At 59.3% G+C, this 16686-nt stretch carries 16 protein-coding genes and 1 tRNA gene (1 of these 17 cut by a window edge); 8 read left to right on the forward strand and 9 right to left on the reverse strand.

What is annotated here, in order from left to right:
- Positions 1 to 18 precede the first annotated feature (18 nt).
- Positions 19 to 1701, forward strand: a complete 1683-nt coding sequence (locus Q0792_RS13980) for an iron ABC transporter permease (RefSeq protein WP_298841679.1) — start codon at positions 19 to 21, stop codon at positions 1699 to 1701.
- 53 nt (positions 1702 to 1754) lie between these two features.
- Here the strand turns inward: Q0792_RS13980 and Q0792_RS13985 are convergent, their stop codons facing one another.
- From Q0792_RS13985 to Q0792_RS14005, 5 genes are all read right to left on the reverse strand, one after another.
- Positions 1755 to 2774 (reverse strand): Fe(3+) ABC transporter substrate-binding protein, encoded by a 1020-nt coding sequence (locus tag Q0792_RS13985; RefSeq protein WP_298841682.1) that lies wholly within the window; start codon positions 2772 to 2774, stop codon positions 1755 to 1757.
- A 159-nt stretch (positions 2775 to 2933) separates the two neighbouring features.
- The gene (gene yghU, locus Q0792_RS13990) at positions 2934 to 3809 is read right to left on the reverse strand and encodes a glutathione-dependent disulfide-bond oxidoreductase (protein WP_298841685.1); all 876 of its coding nucleotides are present in this window, start codon (positions 3807 to 3809) and stop codon (positions 2934 to 2936) included.
- A gap of 114 nt (positions 3810 to 3923) precedes the next feature.
- Entirely contained in the window at positions 3924 to 4628 is a 705-nt protein-coding gene (locus tag Q0792_RS13995; RefSeq protein WP_298841688.1) for a DUF1868 domain-containing protein, read from the reverse strand.
- Positions 4629 to 4747: 119 nt separating this feature from the next.
- On the reverse strand, positions 4748 to 4873 hold the full coding sequence (gene ykgO / locus Q0792_RS14000) for a type B 50S ribosomal protein L36 (protein WP_005850168.1): 126 nt from the start codon (positions 4871 to 4873) through the stop codon (positions 4748 to 4750).
- A gap of 75 nt (positions 4874 to 4948) precedes the next feature.
- Positions 4949 to 5023: transfer RNA gene (locus Q0792_RS14005), tRNA-Val, on the reverse strand.
- A gap of 150 nt (positions 5024 to 5173) precedes the next feature.
- On the opposite strand from Q0792_RS14005, the gene Q0792_RS14010 reads away from it, so the two are divergent.
- Entirely contained in the window at positions 5174 to 6034 is an 861-nt protein-coding gene (locus Q0792_RS14010) for an N-formylglutamate amidohydrolase (protein ID WP_298841691.1), read from the forward strand.
- Positions 6035 to 6039: 5 nt separating this feature from the next.
- Here Q0792_RS14010 and Q0792_RS14015 read toward each other — a convergent pair whose 3' ends face one another.
- The gene (locus tag Q0792_RS14015) at positions 6040 to 7293 is read right to left on the reverse strand and encodes a DNA polymerase IV (protein ID WP_298841693.1); all 1254 of its coding nucleotides are present in this window, start codon (positions 7291 to 7293) and stop codon (positions 6040 to 6042) included.
- Positions 7294 to 7612: 319 nt separating this feature from the next.
- Positions 7613 to 8329, reverse strand: coding sequence for an orotidine-5'-phosphate decarboxylase (gene pyrF / locus Q0792_RS14020; protein WP_298841695.1), 717 nt, complete (start codon positions 8327 to 8329; stop codon positions 7613 to 7615).
- A gap of 507 nt (positions 8330 to 8836) precedes the next feature.
- Here pyrF and clpB point away from each other — a divergent pair.
- Together clpB and Q0792_RS14030 are read left to right on the forward strand one after the other, a co-directional pair.
- The gene (gene clpB / locus Q0792_RS14025; RefSeq protein ID WP_298841698.1) at positions 8837 to 11455 is read left to right on the forward strand and encodes an ATP-dependent chaperone ClpB; all 2619 of its coding nucleotides are present in this window, start codon (positions 8837 to 8839) and stop codon (positions 11453 to 11455) included.
- A gap of 366 nt (positions 11456 to 11821) precedes the next feature.
- Positions 11822 to 12709 (forward strand): spondin domain-containing protein, encoded by an 888-nt coding sequence (locus Q0792_RS14030; protein WP_298841701.1) that lies wholly within the window; start codon positions 11822 to 11824, stop codon positions 12707 to 12709.
- A gap of 138 nt (positions 12710 to 12847) precedes the next feature.
- Here the strand turns inward: Q0792_RS14030 and Q0792_RS14035 are convergent, their stop codons facing one another.
- The gene (locus Q0792_RS14035; protein ID WP_298841704.1) at positions 12848 to 13336 is read right to left on the reverse strand and encodes a fasciclin domain-containing protein; all 489 of its coding nucleotides are present in this window, start codon (positions 13334 to 13336) and stop codon (positions 12848 to 12850) included.
- Positions 13337 to 13601: 265 nt separating this feature from the next.
- Between Q0792_RS14035 and Q0792_RS14040 the strand changes: the two genes are divergently transcribed.
- Together Q0792_RS14040 and msrP are read left to right on the forward strand one after the other, a co-directional pair.
- Positions 13602 to 14252, forward strand: a complete 651-nt coding sequence (locus Q0792_RS14040; protein ID WP_298841707.1) for an HAD family phosphatase — start codon at positions 13602 to 13604, stop codon at positions 14250 to 14252.
- 104 nt (positions 14253 to 14356) lie between these two features.
- Positions 14357 to 15262, forward strand: coding sequence for a protein-methionine-sulfoxide reductase catalytic subunit MsrP (gene msrP / locus Q0792_RS14045; protein WP_298841710.1), 906 nt, complete (start codon positions 14357 to 14359; stop codon positions 15260 to 15262).
- Here msrP and Q0792_RS14050 read toward each other — a convergent pair.
- Positions 15256 to 15654, reverse strand: a complete 399-nt coding sequence (locus tag Q0792_RS14050) for a DUF2306 domain-containing protein (RefSeq protein WP_298841712.1) — start codon at positions 15652 to 15654, stop codon at positions 15256 to 15258. The genes msrP and Q0792_RS14050 overlap by 7 nt on opposite strands.
- On the opposite strand from Q0792_RS14050, the gene msrQ reads away from it, so the two are divergent.
- Both msrQ and Q0792_RS14060 read left to right on the forward strand, forming a co-directional pair.
- Entirely contained in the window at positions 15653 to 16303 is a 651-nt protein-coding gene (gene msrQ, locus Q0792_RS14055) for a protein-methionine-sulfoxide reductase heme-binding subunit MsrQ (protein ID WP_298841715.1), read from the forward strand. The two genes, Q0792_RS14050 and msrQ, sit on opposite strands and share 2 nt — an antisense overlap.
- Before the next feature lie 229 nt (positions 16304 to 16532).
- On the forward strand, positions 16533 to 16686 hold the 5' portion of the coding sequence (locus Q0792_RS14060; RefSeq protein ID WP_298841718.1) for a hypothetical protein. 287 nt of this gene lie beyond the right edge of the window; only the first 154 of its 441 coding nucleotides appear in the window; it begins with the start codon at positions 16533 to 16535; its stop codon lies beyond the right edge, outside the window.

Genomic DNA, 16686 nt, shown 5'->3' on the forward strand with positions numbered 1-16686 from the left:
AACAGTCAAAAACGGGGCATGTCTGACCAGACCCATATGACTGCGGGTGTGCCGGTGCGCGCCCGCCGATCAAAGGATGGCCTGCGTGCGCTGGGCGGGATGGCCTTTGTCATCGCGATCATATGTGCGTTGCCCATGATGGCTGTGGCAGTTGCGGCCCTCAGTGGTGGGACAGAGACGGTTGCGCACCTGGCAGATACGGTGCTGGCACGGTACATCCTGACCACGCTGGTGCTGGTGGTGCTCGTATCGGCGGGCACATTTTCGATCGGCGTTGGTGCCGCCTGGCTGGTGACGATGACGCGCTTTCCCGGTGTGCGCTTCTTTGAGGTCGTACTGGTCCTGCCGCTGGCTTTTCCTGCCTATGTGTTGGCCTATGCCTATACGCATGTGCTGGATCACCCCGGCATTGTTCAGTCGCTCCTGCGCGATCTGACGGGCTGGGGCGCCCGGGACTACTGGTTTCCGGAGATCCGGTCCGTCGGGGGGGCTGCCGCTATGCTGGTGCTGGTGCTCTACCCTTATGTCTATCTGCTGGCGCGTGCAGCCTTTCTGCAGCAGTCAGCGACGACGTTTCTGGCCGCGCGGGCGCTGGGGTCCAGCGCCTGGGCCGCGTTTTTCCGGATCAGCCTGCCGCTGGCGCGCCCCGCGATCGCAGGCGGTGTTCTGCTGGCGGTGATGGAGACAATCGCTGATTTCGGTACGGTGGCATATTTTGGCGTTCAGACTTTTGCGACGGGCATCTACACCAGCTGGTTTTCCATGGGCGACCGGGCAGGGGCGGCTCAGCTGGCGCTTTGTTTGCTGAGCTTTGCGCTGTTGCTGGCCATGCTGGAACGGGCTCAGCGCGGCAAGGCGCAGTACTATGATCCCGCGCGGCGCCAGCAGCCGATGGAGCCCGCGCAGTTGCGGGGTCGTCAGGCTGCTCTGGCAGTTGCACTCTGCACTGTCCCGGTTCTGCTGGGGGCCGTTCTGCCCATCATCATCCTGGCGTCCATGGCGCTCGGGTCAGAGCAGAACCTGCTCAGCCCGCGGTATCTCGGATTCATCAGCAACTCGCTGGTGCTGGCATCGGTTGCTGCCGGCGTGACCGTTCTGGCTGCCATCTGCGTCGGCTTTTTTCTGCGGCTGCGACCCGGCAGGCGGGCGCGCGCGGCAGCTTATGTGGCACGGCTGGGGTATGCAGTACCCGGTGGCGTGATCGCCGTGGGTCTGCTGGTGCCCTTTGCCGCTTTCGACAATGCACTCGATGCATTCATGCGCGCGCAGTTTGATGTCAGCACAGGGCTTTTGATCACCGGTTCGATCTGGCTGCTGGTTGCAGCCTACATGGTTCGCTTTCTGGCTGCTGCACTGGGCGCCTACGAGGGCGGTCAGGCGCTTGTGCCCGCAAACATGGATGCAGCCGCCCGGTCTCTGGGGCAGACGCCCGGGGGGACGCTCAGACGCGTACATCTGCCAATTCTCGCGCCCAGCCTGCTGACGGCATTGCTGATCGTATTTGTGGACGTAATGAAGGAACTGCCTGCAACGCTGATCATGCGACCTTTCAATTTTGATACTCTCGCGGTGCAGGCCTACCGGCTTGCCAGTGATGAGCGTCTGGAGGGTGCGGCAGTGCCCAGTCTTGTCATTGTGGCTATCGGCGTGTTGCCTGTGATCCTGATCTGTCGCCAGGTGGGACGTCAGCGAAAACAGTAAGGGCCGCCGGATTTCTCCAGACGGCCCTGCGCACTGTCATAGTGTAAGCTAGCTCACTCCCAGCCAACTTCATTAAATATCTTCTGAGCGGTGGGCACATTGGCCGCGACGTCAGACAGGTTCACGTCATCAGCCTGAAAGAACCCAAGTGCCGCAACAGAGGGTGAGAGGCCCACGCCCGGAACCGCCGGGTATTCATCGTTACCAGCCGAGAAGTACTGCTGCGCCTGATCCGACGCGAGATATTCAAGGAATTTCACAGCGTTCTCAAGGTTCGGCGCATGTGCGGCAACGCCACCCCCGGACAGGTTCATATGCGCGCCTTCTGCACCCTGTGCCGGGAAGATCCAACCGATATTGTCCATCGCTTCGCTGTCTAGGCCTTTGACGTCTTTGCGCAGCGCCCGGGCGAAGTAATACGTGTTGGAGATCGAAATATCGCATTCGCCGGACACCAGACCGCGCAGCTGGTCCGTGTCGCCGCCCTGCGGTGCGCGCGCAAAGTTGTCAACGACGCCCTGCGCCCATGCTTTGGCTGCTTCCTCGCCGTGGTTCTGAATCACTGCGGCCAGAAGGGTCTGCGAATAGACGTTTGACGAGGACCGGTGGCAAACCATGCCCCTGTAAGCCGGATCGGCCAGCGAGACATAGTCACGCGGCGGGTTCTCAACCTCTGCCCTGTCGTAAAAAATGATCCGTGCACGCTGCGAGAAACCGAACCACTGGTTGTCCACGTCCTGCAGATAGGAGGGGACCCGCGCTTCAAGCGTGTCGCTGTCGACACTCTGCAGCAGGCCCATTTCTTTGGCGCGCGCTAGGCGGGATGTGTCTACGGTCAGCAGAATATCAGCCGGGCTGTTGGCGCCCTCGGCCTGCATCCGGGTCAGCAGTTCGTCTGCCTTGCCTTCAATACGGTTGATTGTGATCCCTGTTGCCTCGGTAAAGTCCGAGTAGAGTCGTTCATCTGTGTCGTAGTGGCGCGAGGAGTACAGGTTCAGTTCACCTTCGGCCAGTGCTGGCAGCGCGGTTGCGGCCAGCGCGAGAGTTGCGGCGGTAAGACTTATGGTTTTCATGTCCATATCCGTTGTTGAAATTTCCCGGGTGTATTCCCGACTAAAAAGATCAGAAACATATCTAAGAGAAAGTCGCAAGTAATACCTGACAAAAAAACTATGAAAAAGGACGCCTGCAGCCGGTCTGGTTGCAGGCGCCCCGAAGAATATACAGCCGGATCAGGCAGTTTCGCCGATTTTGTCCTGTGTCTGCGTTTCAAAGTCGCTGGCATCGTGGCGCTCGTGCAGCTGCAGTTCGAGCTCGCCAAACGTTCGGTTGACCATGCGACCGCGCTGTACGGCTGGCCGCGCATCGATTGCTCTGGCCCAGCGCATCACGTTTTTGTAGCTCTCCACATCGAGGAATTCAGCCGCGCTGTAGAGCCGGCCCAGAACCAGTTGCCCGTACCATGACCAGATAGCGATATCTGCGATGGTGTATTCGTTGCCAGCGATGAACTCGTGGTCTGCCAACCGGCGGTCGAGCACATCGAGCTGCCGTTTGGTCTCCATCGCAAATCGGTTGATCGGGTACTCGAATTTTTCGGGCGCATAGGCATAGAAGTGGCCGAAACCGCCGCCGAGATAGGGTGCCGAGCCCATCTGCCAGAAAAGCCAGGACAGGGTTTCTGCCCGCGCCGCAGGTTCTGTTGGCATGAATTTCCCGAAGCGCTCCGCCAGGTGCAGCAGGATGGCGCCGGATTCGAACACGCGCTGAGGTACCTCAAAGCTGTGATCAACAAGGGCGGGAATCTTGGAGTTCGGGTTCGCATCGACAAAACCGCTGCCAAACTGGTCGCCGTCTCCGATTTTAATGAGCCAGGCGTCATATTCAGCATCACTGATGCCGAGCGCCAGCAGTTCTTCGAGCAGAACGGTGACCTTTACTCCATTGGGTGTCGCCAGCGAGTAGAGTTGCAGCGGGTGCTTTCCGACCGGCAGATCTTTGTCGTGGGTTGGTCCGGCGATGGGGCGGTTGATGCTGGCAAAGGTGCCGCCGCTTTCGGTTTCCCATGTCCAGACTTTCGGTGGCGTGTATTCGGGGGTGTCGGTCATCAGGCGGCCTTTCTGCATTTGTACCTCAGCAATGCAGATATTGTCTTTGCGGGCTGGTACAAGGACTGACGGTACGCTGGCGCCGAGCGCGGGTGGTCAGTGCAGCCTGCGGGGTCAGTTCCCCAGTACCAGAATTTCCGGAAAGGCATTCATGTCCGCAAAGCTGCAGAACGCTGGCGGCACCAGCGGGATTACCGGCGCGGCCCTGATCAGATCGTCCTGGATGGTCTGCAGTGCTTCTTCCCAGGCGGGTACGAGATCATCCGGCAACCAGTCCAGGATATAGGCAAACGTCATATGGAACCGATAGGTGTCATGGTTGCTGTGGCGAAAGCCAAAAGGCCCGGTCAGTGCGTCACGCCAGGCACGCATGGCTTTCCGGTCTGCCTGCGTGGCGCCATCGAGGTTGAGGCCGCCCGGGCGCAGAGCGGTCAATGAGACCTGAAAGGCCGGGGGCGGCGTGAAACCGGTCAGGCGGTCTTTGAGTTTCAGGCTGATCTCTTCCACCGGGGCCATAACATCCATACCGTCGGGCCAGGCATCCGGCGAGCGGCGCGTTTCGATGACTCCCTCAAAGATGGTCATATGCAGGCTGTCTTCGTGCGTAAACAGCAGGTTTTCGGCACCAGGCAGTGCCTGTATCGCTGCGCGGGCGGCCAGTACGGCCTTGTGTGCAGGATTGCTGCGGTCGAGGTGGCAGACAACGGTATTGCCAGCTTCGGGCAGAAAGCCGCTGGCGTTATAGCGCAGACCCAGCCGGCTGGGCGGCACGGGGTTGTTGGCTGCGGCCACTGCGGCCACTTCTGCCTGAACAGTCATGCGGTGTCTCCCTGGGTGTCACCCGGTTTGCGGTGCACTACAGATACCGAAGTTTTGTGACAGGCAAACAAAAAACCGCCCCCGAAGGAGCGGCTCTTGTGCAGGTGCTGCAAAGCGGTTCAGCCCTGGCGGGCTTTGAACCGGCGCTGCGTTTTATTGATCACGTAAACGCGGCCTTTTCTGCGCACAACACGGCAGTCGCGGTGCCGGTTCTTGAGCGAGCGGAGCGAGTTGCGAACCTTCATGGTCTTCTCCTCATGTTGTGGCGCGGGCCAGCGCCGGGTTGCGGGCGGCCCGGAAACCCGGGCCAGTGAAACAGGTGGTGGGCGATACTGGGATCGAACCAGTGACCCCTTCGATGTCAACGAAGTGCTCTACCGCTGAGCTAATCACCCACTATGTCGATGCGGAATCCTTTGCCCCAAATAAAAATGGGGCGCGAAAATACGCGCCGGTAGCGGGGTCTATAAAAGGAGTCGCCAGAGGGATCAAGAGCTTTTGGCTTTCATATTTTTTGCGCTATGCTCCGGGGAGAAGGAATACGAATGATTGCCGCCGCTTTTGAAATTTCTCAGCCTGAGTATCTGAGCTCATGTGTTGTCTTTGCCTCGCCTCACAGCGGGCGGGATTATCCGTGGTCAATGATGCGGCGGTCGGTTCTGGACAACCATGTGATCCGGTCTTCAGAAGACGCATTTGTGGACAATCTGTTTGAAAGCGCGACCGAATTCGGCTCACCGTTTCTGCGTGCCGGCGCACCCCGTGCTTTTGTGGACCTGAACCGAAGTCCGGATGAACTGGACCCCGCTCTGATCAGCGGTGTCAGGCGGCAGGGGCATAATCCGCGGGTCTCCTCCGGCCTCGGGGTGATTCCCCGGGTCGTCGCGAATGGTCGGGCGATTTACAACGGAAAGATTTCACTCAGCGAAGCCAGAGAGCGGCTCGATGAGTACTGGTACCCCTATCATGCGACGTTGCAGGAGTTACTGGACACTGCACACCGCCGCTTTGGCCAGGCTGTACTGATTGACTGCCATTCGATGCCACGAGAGGCCGTCGCAGGCATTGCACGTACCAGTTCCTGCCGGCCCGAGGTTGTGCTGGGCGATCGGTTCGGGGCAGCAGCATCAGGCGATGTCGTGGACCGGGTCGAGGCCGCGTTTATTTCCGCGGGTTTTGCGGTTGCGCGTAATGCGCCCTTCGCCGGAGCCTATATCGCCCAGGCATATGGCCGCCCCTCCCGGGCACAGCATGCAGTACAGATCGAGATTGACCGGTCGCTTTATATGAACGAGCAGACCATCACGCCGAACGGTGACTATGAGGCTGTCCGCGCCGCGCTGCGGGGCGTGATTGCCGAGGTAGCTCAGATCGGGCAGGGCCGCCTGCCACTTGCTGCAGAATAACCGGCTCAGCGCAGCGCACGCCCCTTGAGAATCGCATCCGGACCGAAACGGGCTCTGATACTGTCTGTTGCCCGTTCCGCTTCGGTACGGGTGCGGGCTTCAGGGTCCAGCAGGTCTCCGGAGCGGTCCGCGCCCGAATCTTCGATCAGGTCTGACAGCCCGCAGCCAAGCAGCCGGTAAGGGCCCTCATCTCCGACCTGGTCAAAAAGTCCGCGCGCTGTTCTGTAGACGGTGTCGGCCATCTGCGTCGCGTCCCGCAGGCTGATGCGTCGACTGAGCAGGGAGTGGTCCGCGCGTTTCAGTTTCAGCGTTACCACGCGGCCTGCGAGACCTTTCGCCTTCGCGCGGTCTGAAACCTTCTCGGCCATACGCCAGAGATGACCATCGAGCAGATCCGGGTCTGCGGTGTCTTCGGAAAACGTTGTCTCATTGGAGATAGACTTCATAGGTGCATGTGAGGAAACGCGGCGGCTGTCCTGTCCACGCGCAAGATGCCAGAGCCGGTCGCCCATCGACCCGAAACGAGCGACCAGATCGGTCCGGTCCCACCGGAGCAGGTCTGAAAAAGTGCGGATTCCGGCCTTGTCCAGCGATGCCTGGGCTGACTGCCCCACCCCCCAGATCAGGCGAACAGGCTTGTCACGCAGGAAGTCACTGGTTTCGGCTCTGCCAATCACCGAAAACCCATGCGGCTTGTTCAGATCAGACGCGACCTTGGCCAGAAATTTATTGTGGCTGAGGCCGATTGAGCCGGTCAGGCCAAGCTCGGTCCGCATCCGGCGGATCAGCCGGGCCAGCATAACGGCGGGCGGCGCACCATGCAGGCGCGCAGTTCCTGAAAGGTCCATAAATGCCTCATCAAGAGACAGGGGTTCGATGTCGGGCGTCATTTCTTCCATCATCTGCCGTATCGCCCGGGAAACCTCGACATAGGCATCCATACGCGGCCTGATGATCACAGCCTCGGGGCACAGCTTCAGCGCCTGAAACATCGGCATGGCAGAACGGACGCCGCGGATGCGCGCCACATAACATGCAGTGGACACGACACCGCGCCGGCCGCCGCCGATAATCACTGGCTTGTCCTGCAGGGAGGGATCGTCCCGCTTTTCGACCGATGCGTAAAAGGCGTCGCAGTCCATATGGGCGATGGAAAGATCGCGCAGCTCGGGGTGCGAAATCACGCGCGGGCTGCCACAGGCCGGACAGCGTCGGCCGGTTTCAAATTCTGTGAGGCAGTCGCGGCAAAGAGCAGGCATCTGTGAATTGCATCAGATCAGGACAGGAACACCGACAACTGTATCTGTTGTGATGCGGGTTGCCCATCGTATCTGTGGCAGAAAAACCCCCCGCTGCCTGAAGCGGGGGGAGGTAACGAACCTCAGGAAGACATGGTCCGTTGGGGAGTATCACCTTACGTCAACTTACCACCACAGGGTGAATCCGCCGAGCGTCTTTTGCGGGAAACGGACTACATACAGTTGTCTGTTGTGCTTCCGCCACAGTTTGTTGAGTAAAATGGTGGGTGATTCCTCATCCATCCACAGGCTGTGTACAACTATGAATTGTTATTGAAAATCAGCGATTTGGGTTGTGAGCCTGAGGACTGTTGAGCTCTGACACGATCGCCTGCGCGGCGGTGCGCGGGTCTTCTGCTTTCCAGACGGGACGGCCGACCACAATATGATCTGCGCCATCAGCAACCGCCTGGGCAGGTGTTGCGACTCGTTTCTGGTCCCCCAGATCGGCGCCTGCAGGCCGCACGCCGGGTGTTACAATGAGCCGTCCTTCGGCCTCTGGCAATGAGCGGATCAGTGCGGCTTCCCGGGGTGAGGCGATAACACCGTCCGCTCCGGCTTCGAAGGCGCGCGCGGCACGCGTCTGCACCAGATCGGGGATGTCGCCTGGCACAATCAGCCCGGCATCAAGATCAGCCCGGTCCAGCGATGTCAGGATGGTCACCGCGAGAATCTTTGTCTGCGATCCTCTGGCACCCTCGCGTGCTGCGCGTACAACATGGGGGTCACCGTGCACTGTCAGAAAATCGAGATCAAACTGTGCCAGACCCCGCACGGCAGCCTCGACCGTGGCACCGATGTCAAAGAGCTTCAGATCCAGAAAGATCCGCTTGCCATGTTCCTGCCTGAGCTCGCTGGCCAGAGCCAGCCCCCCGCCGGTAAGCATACCAAGGCCGATTTTGTAGAAACTGACGGCGTCTCCGATCTTTTCGGCCAGCGCCAGCCCGGCAACGGCATGCGGCACATCGAGTGCTACGATCAACCTGTCATCTGTCATTGTCTGTCCCCCGGAATCCTGCGAGGTGATTAGGCCTGCGGGCGGAAAATGTCTATGCGCCAGCGCAAAAACCCGGAACACGCCGAAGCATGTTCCGGGTAAGCTGTCAGTCAGCTGTCTGCACCACAGGAAACGGTCCGGGGAAGCGGTCTTGTTTCCATACGCGCGGTGCGCCATCCGATGTCAGGCAGGCAAAACAGGCCCACTGGTTACACTGTTGGCGCTGGTGTTCATTTGCGTGTCACCTGTTTTGCGCCCCCACATCACATTTCTAGCGACTGTCCGGTACGGGGTAACGGGGAATGGAACGCAGGCTTTCCCATCCTGTTTTTCTGATCTGGATCAGTGTGCGCCCGGCGTCTTTGTTGCATGATCTTTTCTGTGGTGCGGGTCGGCGGTCTTGAAGCAGGCAGACTGCAGCACCAGATTACACCTGAGGCCCGTGGGGCCGGTACGCCGCAAAGCCGGGTGCCGGACAGGTGGGCGCTTGTACAAAGGAGAATGACCATGGACTTGAACAGGTTCACGGAACGGTCACGCGGTTTCATTCAGGCCGCTCAGACCATTGCAACGCGCGAAAGCCATCAGCGGCTGGCGCCTGAGCATCTGCTCAAAGCATTGCTGGATGACGACCAGGGATTTGCATCAAACCTGATTCAGGCGGCGGGTGGTAAACCTGCGCGTGTGCGTGAAGCACTCGCGCTTACGCTGGGAAAGATGCCCAAAGTGACCGGCGATGCAGCCCAGGTCTACCTGGATAATACAACCCAGAAGGTTCTGGCCGAAGCCGAAGCGCTGGCAAAGAAAGCCGGCGACAGTTTTGTACCGGCCGAACGCCTCCTGATGGCGCTGGCAATGGTGAAGTCGGGGGCAAAAAGTGCACTGGATACGGGCGACGTTACGGCTCAGGCGCTGAATTCGGCCATCAATGACGTGCGCAAGGGGCGCACCGCTGACAGTGCGACCGCCGAAGACGGCTATGACGCGCTGAAGAAATACGCAATGGACCTCACGGAGCGGGCCGAGGCGGGTAAAATTGACCCGATCATCGGGCGTGACGAAGAAATTCGCCGCGCCATGCAGGTTCTGAGCCGCCGGACCAAGAACAACCCGGTACTGATCGGTGAGCCTGGTGTGGGTAAGACCGCCATTGCCGAAGGCCTGGCCCTGCGCATTGTTAACGGTGATGTGCCGGAAGGACTGCGCAACAAAAAACTGCTTGCGCTGGATATGGGCGCGCTGATCGCCGGCGCGAAATACCGGGGTGAGTTTGAGGAGCGGCTGAAAGCCGTGCTGACCGAAGTTACCGAAGCGGCAGGCGAAATCATTCTGTTCATCGACGAGATGCACACGCTGGTCGGCGCCGGCAAAACCGATGGCGCAATGGATGCGGCGAACCTCATCAAACCTGCGCTGGCGCGGGGCGAGCTGCACTGTGTGGGTGCGACGACGCTGGATGAATATCGCAAGTATGTCGAGAAGGATGCAGCACTCGCGCGTCGGTTCCAGCCTGTAATGATCCTCGAGCCCACGGTCGAGGATACGGTCAGTATTCTGCGCGGTATCAAGGAGAAATACGAGTTGCACCACGGCGTGCGCATTTCCGACAGTGCGCTGGTCTCTGCGGCGACGCTGAGCCACCGTTATATCACCGATCGGTTCCTGCCGGACAAGGCGATCGACCTTGTGGATGAGGCGGCAAGCCGCCTGCGCATGGAGGTTGACAGCAAGCCCGAAGAACTGGACGCGCTGGACCGCCAGATTATGCAGCTGCAGATCGAGGCCGAGGCGTTGAAAAAAGAGGACGACGCCGCGTCGAGGGACCGGCTTGAGCGTCTGGAAAAGGAGCTGTCCGGTCTGATGCAGCAAAGCGCCGAGATGACAGCGCGCTGGCAGGCGGAACGCGATAAACTGGCGGGTGCACGCGATATCAAGGAGCAGCTTGATCATGCGCGCGCAGAGCTGGAGATCGCCAAGCGCGAGGGCAACCTCGGCAAAGCGGGTGAGCTGTCTTATGGCGTGATACCGCAACTGGAGAAAAAGCTCGAAGAAGCCGAAAACCACGACGACAGTGACGTAATGGTCGAAGAGGCGGTGCGGCCTGAGCAGATCGCAAGCGTTGTTGAGCGCTGGACGGGCATTCCCGCCGGCCGGATGCTGGAGGGTGAGCGCGATAAGCTGCTGCGCATGGAAGACCAGCTTCATAACCGTGTTATCGGTCAGGACAGGGCCGTCCGGTCGGTCGCCAATGCGGTGCGCCGTGCGCGTGCGGGTCTGAACGACGAGAACCGGCCGCTGGGCTCGTTCCTGTTCCTCGGGCCGACAGGTGTGGGCAAGACCGAGCTGACCAAAGCGGTGGCCGAATTCCTCTTTGATGACGACAGCGCGATGGTGCGCATCGACATGTCAGAGTTCATGGAGAAACACGCGGTCGCCCGTCTGATCGGCGCGCCTCCCGGGTATGTCGGCTATGACGAAGGCGGTGTGCTGACCGAAGCGGTGCGGCGCAGGCCCTATCAGGTTGTGCTGTTCGACGAGGTCGAAAAGGCGCATCCGGACGTGTTCAACGTGCTGCTGCAGGTCCTCGACGATGGGGTGCTGACCGACGGTCAGGGCCGGACGGTGGATTTCAAGCAGACGCTGATCATCCTGACGTCAAATCTCGGGGCACAGGCGCTGAGCCATCTGCCGGACGGAGCCGATGCCTCAGACGCGCACCGGGATGTGATGGATGCGGTGAATGCGCATTTCCGGCCTGAATTCCTGAACCGGCTGGACGAAACGATCATCTTTGACCGGCTGAGCCGTGATAATATGGACGGTATTGTCACCATCCAGATGGCGCGTCTGCTCAAACGTCTTGCCGGTCGCAAGATCACGCTCGATCTGGACGATGGTGCCCGCAAATGGCTGGCGGACGAGGGCTATGACCCGGTTTATGGTGCCCGCCCGCTGAAACGTGTGATCCAGCGCGCGCTGCAGAACCCACTGGCAGAGATGCTGCTGGCCGGTGACGTGAAGGACGGCGAGACTATTCAGGTCAGCGCGGGCAGTGATGGACTGATTATCGGTGACCGGGTGGCGGCCAGTAACAGACCCAAACCGGATGACGCGGTGATCCACTGATCCTGCTCTTTTGTGACGTTCTCCAAAGGCCCGCTCCGGCGGGCCTTTTTCTGTTTTTGCCGATGGTCTTTCGGTCGCCCCAAAGCGCGGACACTGCAAAGCACAGGCACTCCGCTCGCGTTTGCGGACCAACGTAATGTACCGACAGGAGCTCTTTGCAAAAGGACACATTGCGCCACGCCGCATGTGACTGCAGCGACGTTGTCGGCTTCAGAGTAACGAACAGTAACCTGCTCTATCACCAGTTCGTGAATCTATTGTGTTCATAGTCACTTAGACGTGTATCAGTTGTGTAGTGCGCGTTTGCTACCACGCAAGTGTAAGTGATTTTACACCAAAAACAGAAAACAGTTCCGGGAGCGCATGATGCACAGATTTCTCACAACAACCCTTTTGGCTGCCACGTCACTGGCGGCATTCAGCGCCGCGGCCAACGCGACCACGCTGCAGATCAGTGTGACACACAACGGGACTACGCCCCTTTTTATCACACCGCTCTATACCGCTTTCCACAATGGCGATTTTGACCCGGTCACCATCGGTGAAACCGCGTCCGTTGGTCTCGAGGATCTGGCGGAAACCGGACGTTTCGGCCCGGCAAGCGACCCGGATACGATTGCGGCGCAACGGGCGCGTGAAGGCGGTGGTGGCGTACCGGCACCTGTCTTTGGCAACGCAGGTCCGGGACCGGTTTTCTCGCCCGGTATCGGCCCCGGCCAGGTCGGTGGTGATGCAGGTTCGACAATTGTGGAGATCGCTGACCCGCTGGATGATCGGTTCTTTACCTTCCTCGCGATGATCCTGCCGTCCAACGACACGTTTATTGCCAACCTGGATCCGATCGAGATTTTTGGCCTCGATGGTTCTTTTCTTGGTCCGAAGACAATCGTTGTCGGCGGAGATAACATCTTTGATGCAGGGACCGAGACAAATGACCTGAGCGTGGACGGCGGAGCCGCGTTTGTTCAGGGTGCTGATATCAGTGCAGGCGGCGTTGAGGGTGGCACTGTCCAACAGGCTCTGGGGCTTGATTTCGGCGGCGGAATTGACCTTGCGCCCCCCGGATCTGACCCTTCTCTGGCTCCGCTTGCAACGCTGAGTGGTTTCTTTGATTTCACAGCGTCTGATTTCAATCTTCTGACTATCGAAATAACGGATGTAACGCCTGCACCAGTTCCGGTTCCTGCGTCAGGGTTGTTACTGCTGGCTGGTATTGGCGGCCTCGTTACCGCGCGTCGCCGCAGCAGGGTCTGAAGGCAGGCAAACCAAAAAAACGGGCTTTGCACGATCTGGCAAAGCCCGCTTTTGTTTTCAGCCGACGGGCTGATCACCCGATCGCTGCTTTGTGCGGTGTTGCGCGCCCTGCCGGGGCCCGGCGCGCGGCACTTCAGCTTAGGCTTCCGGCGGCAGGATGACGGCGTCGATGACGTGGATCACACCGTTGGACGTTTCAATGTCGGCAGTCACAACGGAGGCGTCGTTGACCATTACGCCATTGTCGAGGTCGATGGTGATGTCAGAGCCCTGAACCGTTGCGGCTGTCATATCGTCAGACAGGTCTGTGGACATGACCTTGCCCGGTACCACGTGATATGTCAGCACGGCGATCAGCTGGTCTTTGTTTTCGGGCTTGAGCAGCGTTTCGACGGTGCCTTCGGGCAGCGCGGCAAATGCCTCATCCGTGGGGGCGAAGACAGTGAACGGTCCTTCACTTTTGAGCGTGTCCACGAGGTCAGCGGCGCTGACTGCTGCAACGAGTGTTTCAAATGTGCCCGCGTTCACGGCGGTATCGACAATGTCCTTTTTGCCGCTGCCTGCGATGACGGCTGTGCCTGCGATGGCGGCTGCGGCGGTCAGGGTAATGAGTGTCTTGCGAAACATATGGTTTCTCCTGTCTGTTGCTACACTGTTGTCTGCCGTGTCTGGCATTGAGAGGGAAACGCAGCCAGGTGCCTTCCGGATCACCGGGGTTTTTCGCCTGGGTGATTTGACAGCAGAAAGCGGCGACCTAAGCCGCGCGATTTTCTGGTTTCAAATAACGAAAATGTCAGAATCTTTTCGGAATCCGCGGTGATCCGGGCCGATATAGATTGACGCGGACCAGAGCATGGCGGCACACAGCACCTGCAGCAAAAGGAATACCGCGATGCAGATGCCACCCGGGATGGTAATTTTCGACTGTGACGGTGTTCTGGTAGACAGCGAACCGCTGACTGATCGGGTGCTCCGGCGTTCACTTGCCCGTTATGGCCTCAATATCAGTACTGAAGAAGTGTCAGGGCTCTTTCTGGGCGGGACAATCGCGGGGGTTATGCAGAAAGCCTGTGATCTTGGTGCCGACCTGCCGGACAGCTGGGTAGACGATATATATGCAGAGATTTTTGAAGTGCTCGAGCGTGACGTCGAGATTGTGCCCGGCGCAGCGGGCGTTCTTGATGCACTCGACGCGGCCGGTATCCTTTATGCGGTTGGATCAAACGGGCCGCACCGCAAAATGGAGATCACGCTGGAACGGACCGGGCTGGCCGGGCGGCTGGCCGGGCGGGTGTGGTCGCGTGAGGATGTGCCGAACCCCAAGCCGGCGCCGGATGTCTATCTGGCCGCAGCTCAGGCAGCCGGTGTATCACCGCATCGCTGCGTGGTCGTCGAGGACAGCCCGAACGGCGCACGCGCCGGTGTTGCGGCGGGCATGTATACAGTGGGTTTCGCTGCGCAGACAGACCGCGCTGCCCTGCTTGAGGTCTGTGATGCGGTCTTTGACGCCATGCCGGAACTTCCGGCGCTGCTGGGCCTCTGACGCCATTCGTTACAGTCTGCTGTCCGGATTGTGAGGCAAATTGGTTTGGACGTGGCCCGCGCGGCCTCTACATCAATCGAAACGAGATTTGACCGGAGCACTGAATGGCTTTCCGCTGGAAGAACAGACTGACTGATAATGATGTGACAGATGAGGCGGTATACCTGAACCGCCGTCAGCTCATGGGCGCGGCTGCCGCAGGCCTTGGTCTGGCCGCCGCGGGCAACCGCGCTGCAGCCGCAGAAGACCTGGAGCCCAATTCCTGGGAAGACATCACAGAGTACAATAACTTCTACGAGTTCGGCACCGACAAGGGTGATCCGAAACGCTATGCCCATGCGCTGACCATTGACCCCTGGAGCGTGAAGATCGACGGGATGGTCGATAACCCGGGCGATTATGCTTTTGAGGACATCATGAAAGCGATGACCATCGAGGAACGGCTTTACCGTTTCCGCTGTGTCGAAGCCTGGTCAATGGTGATCCCCTGGAACGGTTTTGAACTGGCAGACATGCTGAACATGGCGGGCGTCCAAAGCGGCGCGAGATATGTCCGGTTTGAAACCCTGTATCGTCCCGAAGAGATGCACGGGCAGAAGGCCACCTGGATTGACTGGCCTTATATCGAAGGGTTGCGCCTTGATGAGGCGATGCATCCTCTGACCATTATGGCCACGGGTATTTATGGCCGTGATATCCCGAAACAGAACGGCGCCCCGCTGCGTCTGGTGGTGCCGTGGAAATACGGGTTCAAATCCATCAAGTCGATTGTGCGGATCACCCTGACGGATGAGCAACCGGTCAACACCTGGCAACAGCTCCAGCCGCGCGAGTACGGGTTCTATTCCAACGTAAACCCGGAGGTGGACCATCCCCGGTGGACCCAGGCGACAGAGCGGGTGATCGGGGGCGGGCTGTTCTCGCCGCGCATCCCGACCCTGATGTTCAACGGATATGAAGAAGAGGTGGCGTCGATGTATGCGGGCATGGATCTGACAAAGTTCTACTGACCGAAAACAACCTGATGCGTGATCCGTCCCGGCAGCAGGGTGAAAAGACCCGCCCCGACGAGCGCCAGCCAGAAAATCGATTTCATCGTCTTTGCGTGCTTGTCGATATCGCCCCGGTGCGCGGCCCGGATCGCAAGAACCAGATTGACCAGTGTATAGACGGATAACAGATGGATCGGGCTGAAGGGGCCAATCAGACGCAGGTCCCGGATCCAGAAACTGCTGAGCGCAACCGACCCAAGCAGGACAACCCAGACATAACCGGCCACCCGGTGCAGGCGCGTTCCCTTCTTTAACCAGAGTTGTGCTATTCCGATGAACAGAGCTGTCAGAGCGGCGAGCGCGTGGAGCGTGATCACTGCACCTGACTGAAAGAGTGGAGCGAGTGACATGGATCGGCCCCTTGATCAGCATAAGACGTCGCAGCAAGTGAAGCCGTCGTGGCGGGACACTGTCAACGGCTTTGCCCGCCGGGTCCCGACCTGGCCTGTCTATATACTATATATGCTGCCGGTGCCCTGGCTGCTCTGGCAGGCGCAGACCGGAGGACTGGGCCGCGAGCCGATTCAGGCGCTGGAACATGAGCTGGGCGAGATTGCCCTGCAGCTGATGATCTTCAGTCTGGTGATCACACCCGTGCGCCGGCATGCGGGGATCAATCTGCTGAAGTTCCGCCGGATGTTCGGTCTGCTGGCCTTTATATATGTCACGCTGCATCTTCTTGTCTGGCTTGTGCTGGATGTGGGCATCCTGAGCCAGATCTGGAATGACATTCTCAAACGGCCCTACATTACCATTGGCATGCTGGGCTTCGTTCTGATGATCCCGCTGGCCGTTACCTCGAACAACTGGTCCGTGCGACGGCTTGGGCCAGCCTGGCGGAAGCTGCACCGGCTGACCTATGCTGCTGTGCTGCTCGGGGGGCTGCACTTTATAATGGTGCAGAAAGTCTGGGAGGCTGAACCACTGATCTACATGGGCGCGATTCTGCTTCTTCTGAGTCTGCGGCTACCCCTTAAGCGGCGTAAACCGACAGCATGACGGCCTGAGCCTGTGATTCCTGACTGTGAATCGCGCGCAGAAGGGGCCCATTGTCTGAATCGCAGCCCGACTCAGCGGAATTCGTACAGCGACTCGCCGGAAATTTTGACCATCCGGACGAATCCTCAGGTGAATCGCCGGCGATTCACTGGAATCCACCCACTGAATCGGGGTGAATTGCCCGGTGAATCGCGGACTCCTGGGGACAGGCTTGTGGATAACGCAATATATGGTGATTCAAACGCCACCTGCCGGCGCTGGTAAACGAAATAATCCTGCGGAAATCAGCGCTTCGGTGAAATATGTAATACGCAACGCTTTGTTTCAAAAGGAAAAACAAGAAAGATGCAAAAAAAATGGCGTTTCTTTAAAAAAGGGGTTGC

Origin of the sequence: uncultured Roseobacter sp. (assembly GCF_947495025.1) — a bacterium.
Taxonomy (GTDB): domain Bacteria; phylum Pseudomonadota; class Alphaproteobacteria; order Rhodobacterales; family Rhodobacteraceae; genus Roseobacter.